Source organism: Clostridium sp. D46t1_190503_E9 (genome assembly GCF_015555225.1).
Taxonomy (GTDB): domain Bacteria; phylum Bacillota; class Clostridia; order Clostridiales; family Clostridiaceae; genus Clostridium.
The window spans coordinates 146,120-158,491 of sequence record NZ_JADNKB010000006.1; the positions used below are offsets into that span (position 1 = coordinate 146,120).

Consider the following 12,372-nt stretch of genomic DNA (forward strand, 5'->3'; position numbering starts at 1 on the left):
CATAATGTATGCCATATTTATTTTTATATTTATTTTAAAACTTATTAAACTATATCATCATTATTATTTATGAAAATAGGAGAGCTAAAAGCAATTTTATTATTTTCCTCAATAACTTTTATTATATACCAATTTTCATGGGGTTCTCTTTTATGCTCATAAAGATACTTAATGCTACTTAAATTAATATTTTCGATTGTTCTTATTATAGTACCTTTATTAGTTATTATTTGAATTTCTTTTATTTTATATTTGATATCTTCTGTAAATATCATAAATCTAAGCTTATCATCAGAAATAGTAATTTCTTCACCCATAAAACTATCATTTATAGTAAAATATAATTTTAAATATCGTGATTCAGTAGAATATGTCCTTCTTTCCCTAAAAGAAGATATAATATCATTAGTGGAAAGACTATTACATATGCAAACTGTCAAGTTTTCAGAATCACCAAAATTAATTTTATGGTTATCTTGACCATTAATAGCACCAAGTTTCCACCCATCATCTAGGAGGCTAAAGTAGTAGCGATCATGCCTTGTATATTTACTAGCAGGATTTCCATTTCCAACTTCTATAGATGTTATTAATTTATTTAATACTGAATTATAAGGTAGAGCTTTTATATTTTTATGTGGATGATTTATAGAAATAAATGAATCAGGATTATTTAGCATCCATAATGCCAAGACTTTTAAATCTCTTACGGCTCCAGTAAAAAAGTTTGAAGAATTCATTATATTCAAATCTCCATAGAGATAGGTCTTACATTCAAAACCAACTAGGGGTAAAAAACTATCATATTTCTTTTTTATTTTAGAGGCATAAACCTTAGTTCCTTGGAACTTAGAGTATTTATCATCTTTAATAGTTATTTCATTAGATAAATAAGAGTTATGATCTGTTATAAACATGAAATCTAGACCAGATCTATAACCGTACTCATAAGCTTCGATGGGAGAACCTTTACCAGTTGAAAATTCAGTATGACAATGCGGAATACCATAATAAAATTTTATGTTACTTTGATCAAATTCTTTTGATTGTTTATGTTTTTTTCTTCCCAAAATAAGCTCCTCAATAAATTATTACTTATCTATATATAGTATTGAATAACTATAAATAATGACAACAATATTCAGTAATGATAAAATAACTTTAAGGATTACTTACTAGATTGGAGGAAGTAAAAATGATAAAAGAATTTAATGGAATAAAACCTGTAATAGATAAGACTTGCTATATATCTGAGAGTGTTGATATAATAGGAGAAGTCGTTATTGAGAAGAATGTTAATATTTGGTTTGGAACACGATTAAGAGGTGATATGAACAAAATATATATAGGTGAAAATACCAATATTCAAGAAAATTCAGTTGTTCATGTTGATTTTGATTATGAAACTATTATAGGTAAAAATGTAACTGTAGGTCATGGTGCTATAATTCATGGATGTACAATTTCTGAAAATGTTTTAGTTGGAATGGGTTCAATAATATTAAATGGAGCTAAAATAGGGAAGAATACTATAATAGGAGCTGGCTCTTTAGTACCTCAAGGTAAAGAATATGAAGATGGAGTTCTTATTCTTGGAAGTCCAGCAAAGGTTATAAGAAAACTTACAGAAGATGAAATTGAAAATATAAAAAAATCTGCTAATAATTATGTTGAGTTAAGTAAAAAATACTTATAAAATCAGGAGGAAAAATGATTAATATAGGAAAATATAATGTTTTAGAAGTTAAGAGAGAAAAAGAATTTGGATTTTATTTAGGAGATGAAGGGAAGATAGATGTTTTACTTCCTAAATCTATGACAGAGGATAAACAAATACAAGTAGGAGATAAAATAGAGGTATTTGTATATAGAGATTCAAAAGATAGACCAATAGCAACTTTTAAAAAACCTTTGGTTACTGTTGGAGAAGTTGCTTATTTAAAAGTAGTATTCCAAACAGAATTTGGGGCATTTGTTGATTTTGGGCTAGATAGAGATATTTTTGTTCCAATAAAAGAACAAAGATTCAAATTACATACAGGAAGCAAATATTTATTTTACATATATGTAGATAAAACAGGAAGACTTGCAGCAACTACAGATGTAGAAAATTACTTATTAAATGCACAAGAAGAAGAAAAAGAATTTAAAGTTGGAGACGAGGTTATAGCTCAAGTATACTCTAAGAGTGAAGGTGGAACTGTCCATGTGGCTATAGATTCAAAGTATAAAGGTATAGTATTACCAAATGAATATTATACTGAAATTTATCCGGGAACTGAAATGAAGTTAAGGATAAAAAGAATATATGAAGATGGAATTATAGGTTTAACTCCAAGAAAAACAAGATTAAATGAAAGAGAACAAATTCAAGAAGATATACTTAAATATTTAAATAAAAATGGTGGTTTTATGCCATTTAATGATAAATCAAATCCAGAAGATATCAAGGCTACTTTTAATACAAGTAAAAATTACTTTAAGATGGCTTTAGGTGGTCTTATGAAGAGTGGAAAAATAGTTCAAGAAAAAGAAGGAACAAGATTAAAATAATTTTTAAAAGAGACAGTTTGTACTGTCTTTTTTTTATAGGCTGATTTATCAGGAAAAAATATATACAAAATGAAAAAGATATTAAATAGATTTTTGAGACTGCGCCTTCTACGAATAATTATTTATCTTATGTTTATTATAACGTCTATAATAGTGAGTAGTATAAAAATAAAGAAATAAGAACTAAATAAAATATATGCTAAAGTTAAAAATAATAAGAATAGGTAGTTTTTAAAGTGTTAATACTAGTAATGTATATAAAAAGGAGCTAGATTTTAATGACTAAGAAAAATAAAAATATAGATATAATAATTTCGGTATTTATAATATATAATTGCTTTTTAGCTATTTTTTCAAATATTATTAGTACTAATTTTAAATATGAAAATTTTATTATGCTTGGAGTTATATATTTAACTTCTTTAATAACTTATTTTATAACTATAGAAAGTTCAATTATATTTATTATCTTCATAGATTTTATTTATTCAAGCATAATTTTATACAGACATTTAGTAAAATTAGAAGAATTACAATTAGGTACCTTTTATTGGATATTAATAATTCCAATTACAACTATTATTATATATAATTTAAGAAAAATAATTAAAAGTTAGCAATAAAAATGCAGTAATAGAAATAAATTATTGTATTTTTTATTGACTTTATTACTTTACTGTGATAAAGTAATAAATAAATAAAGAGATAAGCAAAATAAAGGGGGATTTAATCATGAAAATATTAAAAAGATTATTAATTAGTTCATTATTAGGAGTAATGGCATTAGCATTAGTATCTTGCGGAGAAAAGAAAGTTGAAAATTCTATGGATAAAGAAGAATTAGTATTGGGGTTTGATGATACTTTTGTTCCAATGGGATTTAAGGACGATAATGGTGAATATACAGGATTTGATATAGAACTTGCAAAAGAAATTAGTAAAAAATTAAATAAAAAAATTATATTTCAACCCATAGATTGGAGTATGAAAGAAACAGAACTTAACAATGGCAATATAGATTTTATTTGGAATGGATATAGTGTAACTGAAGAAAGAAAAGAAAAGGTTGCATTTTCAAAAGAATATTTAAATAATAGACAAGTTATTATAACATTAGCTAATTCAAAAATTAATTCAAAGAAAGACTTGAAAAATGCAGTAGTTGCTGCACAAAATCAATCAAGTGCAGTAGATGCAATAGAATCTGATGGGGAGGATATAGTTAATAGCTTTAAAGATGGAAAAATAGTTACATTTGAAACTAATAATGAAGCTTTGATGGACTTAGAGGCAGGTAGAGTAGATGCAGTTGTGGCCGATGAAATATTAGCTAAGTATTATATAAATCAAAGAGGTGCTGAAAAGTATAAGGTTTTAAAAGAAGACTTTGGTAAAGAATCATATGCAGTAGGAATGAGAAAAGATGATAATGAATTAGTTGAAGCCTTTAATAACGCTTTTGATGAACTAGTAAATGAAGGTAAAGCTGGAGAAATATCAGAAAAATGGTTTGGAGAAGATATAATAGCTAAATAAACTTATAAATAACTAAATTAATTTAAGACGAGGTGTTTTCTTTGGAATTAATGAACGAAATAATAGCTTTTATTCCACAAGTTTTAGAAGGATTAAAAGTTACAATAGAAATATTTATAATTACTTTGATTTTATCTATACCATTAGGTGCCATAATTGCACTTGGAAGAATATCTAAAATAAAGATATTAAAATCAATAACAGGAATATATGTATTAATTTTAAGAGGAACACCTCTTTTATTACAAATTCTATTTATATTTTTTGGATTACCATTAATAAATGTAAGTATTCCAAGATTTCCAGCAGCAATATTAGCAATGGTATTAAATTATGGAGCATATTTTGGAGAGATATTTAGGGCAGGAATTATATCTATAGATAAAGGACAATTTGAGGGGGCAGAGGTATTAGGATTAAGCAAAAAAGATACTTTCTTTAGAATTATAATGCCACAAGCATTAAAAAGAATATTTCCACCAGTTGCAAATGAAATTGTTACTCTAGTTAAAGATACAGCTTTAGTTTATGTTGTAGGGTTAGATGAATTATTAAAAATAGCAAAGATAGCTTCAAATAGACTTTCATCTATAATGCCATTTGTAGTAATAGCAGTTGTTTATTTACTATTTAATGGGATAATAACAAAAGTGTTAGAGAGTATTGAAAAAAGATTTAGTTACTATCAATAGGAGGGATTGCTAATGCTAAAAATTCAAGGATTAAGGAAGAACTTTGGTAAATCTGAAGTCTTAAAAGGAATAAACTTAGAAGTAAAAAATGGAGAAATAGCAGTTATAGTTGGACCTTCAGGTGGTGGTAAAACAACTTTGTTAAGGTGTGTAAATGGATTAGAGTTTTGTGATGAAGGGACTATAGAAATAGATAATAAATTTTTATGTAAAGAAGGGGACTATAAAGAAAAGCAAGAATTTAATGAAGCACGAAGAGAAATTGGTTTAGTATTTCAAAACTTTAATCTATTTCCACATATGAGTGTATTAGAAAATTTAATTGAAGCACCAAAAAGAGTTTTAGGAGAATCAGATGAATTAGCAAGGAAAAATGCAGCAGAAGTTTTAGGGTTTTTAGGACTAAAAGACAAATTAGACAGCTATCCATATGAATTATCAGGTGGACAAAAGCAAAGAGTTGCAATAGGAAGAGCATTGGCACTCAATCCAAAGTTAATGTGTTTTGATGAACCTACTTCTGCATTAGATCCAGGGCTAACTGTTGAAGTAGCAAGCTTAATAAGAAGCCTTGCAAAAGAAGGGATGAGTATGCTTATAATAACACATGACATGGCTTTTGCAGAAAAAGTAGCAGATAAAATTTATTCAATGGATAATGGAAAGCTTAAAGAAGGAAACATATTTTAATGGATAATGGACAAGGGACAATTGATAATTAATGAAAGAATGAAAGAATTAAAAAATGAAAGAATTGTGGAATAAACTTCTCAGAAGTTTAGAAAAATTTATTTCCTTAATTCTTTCATTTTATATTTAATACTAAAGTATCAAATTAAATACTAAGTTTTTAATTCTAAATTATTTTTTCCTTTCATTCATTCTAAAGAATATTTTTATTATTTCATTTATAACAAATGGAATTAAAGATATTAATATTACTATTCCCCAATCCTTAAAGGCTAATCTATAAACCTTAAAGACTGATGCAGTAAATGGTATAGTTATTATAGCAAATTGTAATAAGATACCAAATACTATTGATCCAATTAACCATTTGTTTTTAAACACTCCAACTTGGAATAGGGATTTGGTTTCATTTCTCATTGCTAAGGAATAGAATAATTGTGAAACACTAAGTACAACAAATGCCATAGTTTGAGCATGTCTTAGTGAATCTGGATATAAATATTCTCCAAGTACAAAGGCAAATAATGTAGTTGCACCTATTAAAATACCATTTAATATTAATAATTTACCCATTTTTCCTGCAAATAAGCTTTCTTTTGGGTTTCTTGGTGGAAGATCCATAACTCCCTTATCTCCAGGATCAACACCAAGAGAAAGAGCAGGAAAGCTATCAGTAATTAAATTCACCCAAAGAATGTGTATTGGTAGTAGTGGTGCAGCCCAATTTAATAATATAGCTACAAATAAGGCAACAATTTCACCTAAGTTACAACTTAATAAGAATAAGATGGATTTCTTTATATTATTAAAGATATTCCTACCTTCTTCTACAGCACTAACTATAGTTGTAAAATTATCATCAGTTAATACCATATCTGCAGCTCCTTTTGCTACATCTGTTCCTGTAATACCCATAGCAACTCCTATATCAGCTGCTTTTAATGATGGGGCATCATTAACGCCATCACCAGTCATAGACACAATGTTACCATGAGCTTTAAAGGCTTTAACAATTTTAACTTTATGCTCAGGTGATACACGGGCAAAAACTCTATAATTATTAACTATTTTAGTAAACTCTTCATCTGAATAAGTATCTATTTCACTACCAGACATAGCTTCTGAAATATCGCTTGCAATTCCAAGCTCTTTAGCAATAGCTACAGCAGTATTTTTATGGTCACCAGTTATCATTATCGTTCTAATTCCTGCATTTTTACTCTTTTGAATTGAACCTTTGACTTCTTCTCTTGGAGGGTCTATCATGCCCATAAGGCCAACAAAAATTAAGTCTTGTTCAAGTTCATCGATAGAAACATGTTCATTATCTATAACTTTATATCCTAATGCTAAAACTCTCAATGCATCATCAGACATTAAATTTGAAGCATCTAGAACTTTTTCCTTTTCTTCTTTGGTAAACTCTTTAATTTCTCCATTGATTAATATTTTATTTGATATTTTTAAAATACTATCTATAGCACCTTTAGTAAAAACATTAAATTTTTTATCATAAGCATTTACAGTGGTCATAAGTTTTCTGTCAGAATCAAATGGAATTTCATTTACTCTTCTATGGATATTATTAAGTTCTTCCTTAAATATGTTAATCTTATTACCTACATCAATTAATGCAACTTCTGTAGGATCACCAGTTTGAACTCCATCTTTTGAGGTGGCATCATTACATAAAATCATACCATCAATTAGTAATTTACTTTCATTATTTTTTATATCTATTTCGTCAAGTGGTTTAGTATTTCCATTAACATAGAACTTTTTTACTGTCATTCTATTAATAGTTAAAGTACCAGTTTTATCTGAACAAATTATATTAACAGAGCCTAAGGTTTCTACTGAAGGAAGCTTTCTAATAATAGCATTTTCCTTTATCATTCTTTGAACTCCAAGAGCTAGAACTATTGCTACTATAGCTGGTAAGCCTTCAGGAATAGCTGCAACAGCTAAACTAATAGAAGTCATAAACATTTCTAAAAAATCTCTTCCTTGGAACATGGAGACTATAAACATAATTATGGAAATTCCAACAGCAGCAAATCCAAGAATCTTACCTAATTGAGCTAATTTCTTTTGAAGAGGGGTAGTGTTTTCGTCTTCTTCATCTAGCATTTTAGCAATCTTACCTATTTGAGTATCCATTGCTGTAGCTATTACTATACCTGTTCCTCTACCATAGGTTGCTAGGGTAGACATGAATGCCATGTTATGCTGATCTCCAATAGGAACATCTTTTTCTTCTTCTATGATATTTGAGTTTTTTTCAGCAGGAACAGATTCACCTGTAAAAGCAGATTCTTCAATTTTTAAGTTAGCAGATTCAATTAGTCTTAAATCAGCTGGAATATATCTTCCTGCATCTATTATTACTATATCACCAACAACGACTTCTTCGGATGGAATTTCAATAATTGATCCATCCCTTTTAACAAGAGCTTTGGGAGTTGACATATTTTTCAGTGCTTCTAGAGCTTTTTCAGCTTTAGACTCTTGGATGACTCCAATGATTGCATTAACAAATATTACTATTAAAATAATGATTGCATCGCTTACTTCACCTACAATTGCTGATATTATTGCCGCAACTATTAAAATATAAATCATAGCATCATTAATTTGAGATAAAAAAAGCTGAAAAGTTGATTTTTTCTTTTTCCCTTGAAGTTTATTTAGACCATTTTTTTCTAACCTTGCTTTTGCTTCACTTGAGGAAAGTCCATTAATTACATTTGATGATAACTCTTTAACTATTTCCTCAGGACTTTTATTAAACCACATTAAAATACCTCCAAACTTTCTAATATTTGTAAAATTAAACTTTTTATATAAGTATAGCATATTTACTTTTATTAATATTAATACATGGAAAAAAAAGTGAGAAAAGATATTTTTTAATGATATAATATATATGTTTTAATTAATAATTTATGTAATTATATTAAATTTGAAGTAAAGGGCTAATATATATATATTTAATCTAAATAGAAAACTTAAACTATATATTATAAAAAAAAGGTGGGTATTATGGAAATTAGTAGAATAAATAGGAAGAGTCCAATTAAGCAAGATAAGAGAGTTGTCTCTGAAAAAAAAGATTTTTCACAAAGTTTTAATCAGGCTAGAGAAAGAAAGTCTGAAGAGCAATTGAATCAAATGATTGAAGAAATACATAAAAAAGGTAATAGATTAGTAATTACTAAAACATATGGTGATGTTATAGCTTATAAGAAAATAATAAAAGAATATTTAGAGTCTATTTTAAAGTTTATGTATGATACCAAAAAGGATATAAGCTTTTGGCAAACACAATATTTTATAACAGTAGATACCATAGATCAAAAGCTTGAAGAGCTTACTAAATCACTTTTAGTGGGGGAAGAAGATAATTTAAATATAGCTGCTTCAATTGATGAAATTCAAGGATTAATAGTTGATATATATAGATAGAAATAATTAAAAATAACTATACTTATAAATTAATATGCATTTAATTTGTTTAATAAATAGATAAATTATCTCGAAATAATAAAGATTCCTTGAAAATTATTATCAATAAGTCTATTATTAAATAATAACAAAATAAAATGTACTAATAAAAGGAGGTTAGTTATGGTAAAAAGATTTATTAGCTACTATAAACCATACAAAAAATTATTTTTCTTAGATATGTTTGCGGCATTTATAGCAGCAGCATGTGATCTTGTATATCCTATGATGACAAGAACATTAGTAAATGACAGCATTCCAAATAAAAATCTAAGAATGCTAGTAGTATTTGGAGTTACTTTATTAATTATATATTTAATAAAAGCAGCTTGTGGCTATTTCATGCAATATTATGGACATGTTATGGGTGTACATATGCAAGGAGATATGAGAAAGGACATGTTTTTACATCTACAAAAACTACCTAATTCATATTTTGATAATAATAAAACTGGTGATTTAATGAGTAGAATGATAAATGACCTTATGGAAGTATCAGAGCTTGCTCACCATGGTCCGGAAGATTTATTTATTTCTCTTGTTATGTTAATTGGTTCATTTACTGTATTATGTACAATTAATATACCATTAACTCTTATTATATTTGCATTTATACCTTTCATTGTGTTATTTACTTGGAAACAAAAAAATAAAATGATGAATGCTTTTATGGAAACTAGAGTAGAAACATCAGCTGTAAATTCAAATTTGGAAAACTCACTTTCTGGCATAAGAATAACAAAGGCATTTGTATCACATGATCATGAAATAGATAAATTTGAAAATGGAAATAATAAATTTAAGAATGCTAGATCAAGAGCATATAAGGTAATGGCAGAATATTTTGCAGGTGTTGGCTTTGGAATAGATATTTTAGATTATGTTGTACTAATAGCAGGTGGAATATTCACATATTTTGATATAATAAATATAGGAGATTTCTTTGCATATCTTTTATATATAAAACTATTTACGCAACCAATTAAAAAGTTAGTTAACTTTATGGAACAATATCAAAATGGAATGACTGGATTTAAGAGATTTATATCTATAGTAGACGAAAAGATTGAGAAAGATGGAAGTATAGAACTAAAGAATGTTGAGGGTCATATTAAATTTGAAAATGTTCACTTCAGCTATGATGAAAAAAGCATTTTAGAGGGAATAGATTTAGATATAGAACAAGGAAAAATGCTTGCATTAGTAGGACCATCAGGTGGTGGTAAAACAACTTTCTGTAATTTGATTCCTAGATTTTACGATGTAACTGAAGGGAATATAACTATTGATAATATAAGTATATATGATGCTAAATTAGAATCTTTAAGAAGAAATATAGGAATAGTTCAACAAGATGTCTTCCTATTCACTGGAACAATAAAAGATAATATATTATATGGAAGGCATGATGCTACTGATGAAGAAGTAGTAATAGCAGCTAAAAGAGCTAATATACATCAATTTATTATGTCATTACCAGAGGGTTATGATACTTATGTAGGAGAAAGAGGCGTTAAACTTTCTGGTGGACAAAAGCAAAGAATTTCAATTGCAAGAGTCTTCTTGAAAAATCCACCTATATTAATTTTAGATGAAGCAACATCAGCATTAGATAATACAACAGAATACATGATACAGAAGTCTTTAGAAGAATTATGTGCAGGAAGAACTACAATAGTTGTAGCACATAGATTATCAACAATAAAAAATGCAGATGAAATCATAGTATTAACAGATAAGGGAATTGAAGAAAAAGGAAGTCATGAAGTCTTACTAAAAGAAGAGGGATTATATAAAGAATTATATGAATCTCAGTTTTTACATTTAAAAAAATAGCAAATAAAATAGTTTTTATTGGGGAGAATAAATAGGGAAAATAACCCTAGAATCTATTGACTATAAATAAATAATTGTGTAAAATAAATACAAAGGATACCCCTTAGGGGTATATTAGGAGGTAAATTTATATGGTTCAGCATGTATCAGAAACAGATTTTAATGAAGTAGTACTAAAACATGAAGGAGTTGTATTAGTAGACTTTTGGGCAACTTGGTGTGGTCCTTGTAAAATGATAGCGCCTGTATTAGAGGAAGTATCTAATGAAATAAATAATGCAAGATTTGTAAAAATTGATGTAGATGCAAATCCAAATTTAGCTAATAAATATCAAATAGCAAGTATTCCAACTTTAATGATATTTAAGAATGGTGCTCCAGTAGAAACTTTAGTTGGTTTTATGCCTAAAGATTCTTTAAAAGAAGCTGTAGTTAAGCATCTATAAAATAAAGAGGTAGAAAAGTGAGCGAAAGATATGATATTGCAATAGTAGGTAGTGGTCCAGCTGGTTTATCAGCAGCTCTAAATGCAAAGATAAGAAATAAGAAATTTATTATCTTTGGAAATAAGAACTTAACTAATAAGCTTGTTAAAGCGCCGAAGATCAATAACTATTTAGGCTTTTATGGAATAACGGGAGAAGGCGTTAAGGAAAGATTTCAAGAACATCTACAGGCTATGGATATAGAAATAACAGAGGAAAGAATTAATAGTATTTATGCAATGGGTGAGTACTTTGCTTTAATGGCAAATGATAAAACCTTTGAAGCAAAATCTGTTATTTTAGCAACAGGTATAGAATATACAAGACCTATAAAAGGTGAAGAAGAGTACCTAGGTAAGGGTGTAGGATACTGTGCAACATGTGATGCACCTTTATATAAAGGCAAAGTAGTAACTATAATAGGTCATAATAAGGAAGCTGAGGAAGAAACAAATTATGTTTCAGAACTAGCTGGAGAAGTATATTATGTTCCTATGTATAAAGATAAATATAATTTAAGAGATAATATAAAAGTAGTTGAAGATAAACCACAGGAGATAGTTGGTGAATTAAAGGTAAATAAATTAATTTTAAAGAATACAGAAATATCAACTGATGCTGTCTTTATATTAAAAGATTCAATTTCACCAGGTCAACTAGTTCCAGGTTTAAAAATAGAAGAAAATCATATCTTTGTTGATAGACTTATGAAAACTAATATACCAGGATGTTTTGCAGCTGGTGATTGTGTAGGTAAGCCATATCAATATATAAAATCTGCAGGCGAAGGTAATGTAGCTGCCCTTAGCGCAGTTCAATATTTAGATACAATTTCAAAAAAATAAATTAAAGTATACAGTACTTAGTTTTAAGTACTGTATATTTTTTTGTAAAAATATCTTAAGAAAAAGGCTAATATTATTTGGAAATATGAACAAAATGTTAAGGAAAGATGTATAAATTATAAAGATTGAATAAAATTAGACACATACTAAATATTGTCTAAATACTTTATTATTTGGGTAAACTATAATATTAAGTATATAGATGAATCAAATATAAGGAAAGTTGAGGGA

12 protein-coding genes are annotated in these 12,372 nt (G+C 27.6%); 10 read left to right on the forward strand and 2 right to left on the reverse strand.

From position 1 onward, the window contains the following. Positions 1–44 precede the first annotated feature (44 nt). Complete coding sequence (locus tag I2E83_RS08840) at positions 45–1,070, reverse strand: PHP domain-containing protein (RefSeq protein ID WP_195263334.1); 1,026 nt, start codon at positions 1,068–1,070, stop codon at positions 45–47. Positions 1,071–1,195: 125 nt separating this feature from the next. Here I2E83_RS08840 and I2E83_RS08845 point away from each other — a divergent pair, with 125 nt between their 5' ends. The 6 genes from I2E83_RS08845 to I2E83_RS08870 all read left to right on the forward strand — a co-directional run bounded on the left by I2E83_RS08845 (position 1,196) and on the right by I2E83_RS08870 (position 5,471). Next, the gene (locus tag I2E83_RS08845) at positions 1,196–1,696 is read left to right on the forward strand and encodes a gamma carbonic anhydrase family protein (protein ID WP_195263335.1); all 501 of its coding nucleotides are present in this window, start codon (positions 1,196–1,198) and stop codon (positions 1,694–1,696) included. Positions 1,697–1,710: 14 nt separating this feature from the next. After that, the gene (locus tag I2E83_RS08850; protein WP_195263336.1) at positions 1,711–2,553 is read left to right on the forward strand and encodes a S1-like domain-containing RNA-binding protein; all 843 of its coding nucleotides are present in this window, start codon (positions 1,711–1,713) and stop codon (positions 2,551–2,553) included. A gap of 278 nt (positions 2,554–2,831) precedes the next feature. Next, entirely contained in the window at positions 2,832–3,170 is a 339-nt protein-coding gene (locus I2E83_RS08855; RefSeq protein WP_195263337.1) for a hypothetical protein, read from the forward strand. Between the two features lie 115 nt (positions 3,171–3,285). Then, the gene (locus tag I2E83_RS08860; RefSeq protein ID WP_195429467.1) at positions 3,286–4,089 is read left to right on the forward strand and encodes an amino acid ABC transporter substrate-binding protein; all 804 of its coding nucleotides are present in this window, start codon (positions 3,286–3,288) and stop codon (positions 4,087–4,089) included. 50 nt (positions 4,090–4,139) lie between these two features. Then, positions 4,140–4,781 (forward strand): amino acid ABC transporter permease, encoded by a 642-nt coding sequence (locus I2E83_RS08865; RefSeq protein WP_195429572.1) that lies wholly within the window; start codon positions 4,140–4,142, stop codon positions 4,779–4,781. A 12-nt stretch (positions 4,782–4,793) separates the two neighbouring features. Then, positions 4,794–5,471 (forward strand): amino acid ABC transporter ATP-binding protein, encoded by a 678-nt coding sequence (locus tag I2E83_RS08870; RefSeq protein ID WP_195429468.1) that lies wholly within the window; start codon positions 4,794–4,796, stop codon positions 5,469–5,471. 171 nt (positions 5,472–5,642) lie between these two features. On the opposite strand, the gene I2E83_RS08875 is transcribed toward I2E83_RS08870, so the two are convergent. After that, positions 5,643–8,267 carry a calcium-translocating P-type ATPase, PMCA-type gene (locus I2E83_RS08875; RefSeq protein ID WP_195429470.1) on the reverse strand — a complete coding sequence of 875 codons (2,625 nt, stop codon included), beginning with the start codon at positions 8,265–8,267 and terminating at the stop codon, positions 5,643–5,645. A 246-nt stretch (positions 8,268–8,513) separates the two neighbouring features. Here I2E83_RS08875 and I2E83_RS08880 point away from each other — a divergent pair, with 246 nt between their 5' ends. From I2E83_RS08880 to I2E83_RS08895, 4 genes are all read left to right on the forward strand, one after another. Continuing rightward, positions 8,514–8,936 (forward strand): YaaR family protein, encoded by a 423-nt coding sequence (locus I2E83_RS08880; RefSeq protein ID WP_195263341.1) that lies wholly within the window; start codon positions 8,514–8,516, stop codon positions 8,934–8,936. Between the two features lie 162 nt (positions 8,937–9,098). Next, a complete protein-coding gene (locus tag I2E83_RS08885; RefSeq protein ID WP_195263342.1) occupies positions 9,099–10,811 on the forward strand; it encodes an ABC transporter ATP-binding protein in 1,713 nt (570 codons plus the stop codon). A 131-nt stretch (positions 10,812–10,942) separates the two neighbouring features. After that, on the forward strand, positions 10,943–11,257 hold the full coding sequence (gene trxA / locus I2E83_RS08890) for a thioredoxin (RefSeq protein ID WP_195263343.1): 315 nt from the start codon (positions 10,943–10,945) through the stop codon (positions 11,255–11,257). 17 nt (positions 11,258–11,274) lie between these two features. After that, positions 11,275–12,141, forward strand: coding sequence for an NAD(P)/FAD-dependent oxidoreductase (locus I2E83_RS08895; RefSeq protein WP_195263344.1), 867 nt, complete (start codon positions 11,275–11,277; stop codon positions 12,139–12,141). Positions 12,142–12,372: the final 231 nt, after the last annotated feature.

Coding starts and splice junctions, on each gene's coding strand:
- I2E83_RS08845 (WP_195263335.1), top strand. CDS start 1,196: ATGATAAAAGAATTTAATGGAATAAAACCTGTAATAGATAAGACTTGC.
- I2E83_RS08850 (WP_195263336.1), top strand. CDS start 1,711: ATGATTAATATAGGAAAATATAATGTTTTAGAAGTTAAGAGAGAAAAA.
- I2E83_RS08855 (WP_195263337.1), top strand. CDS start 2,832: ATGACTAAGAAAAATAAAAATATAGATATAATAATTTCGGTATTTATA.
- I2E83_RS08860 (WP_195429467.1), top strand. CDS start 3,286: ATGAAAATATTAAAAAGATTATTAATTAGTTCATTATTAGGAGTAATG.
- I2E83_RS08865 (WP_195429572.1), top strand. CDS start 4,140: ATGAACGAAATAATAGCTTTTATTCCACAAGTTTTAGAAGGATTAAAA.
- I2E83_RS08870 (WP_195429468.1), top strand. CDS start 4,794: ATGCTAAAAATTCAAGGATTAAGGAAGAACTTTGGTAAATCTGAAGTC.
- I2E83_RS08875 (WP_195429470.1), bottom strand. CDS start 8,267: ATGTGGTTTAATAAAAGTCCTGAGGAAATAGTTAAAGAGTTATCATCA.
- I2E83_RS08880 (WP_195263341.1), top strand. CDS start 8,514: ATGGAAATTAGTAGAATAAATAGGAAGAGTCCAATTAAGCAAGATAAG.
- I2E83_RS08885 (WP_195263342.1), top strand. CDS start 9,099: ATGGTAAAAAGATTTATTAGCTACTATAAACCATACAAAAAATTATTT.
- trxA (WP_195263343.1), top strand. CDS start 10,943: ATGGTTCAGCATGTATCAGAAACAGATTTTAATGAAGTAGTACTAAAA.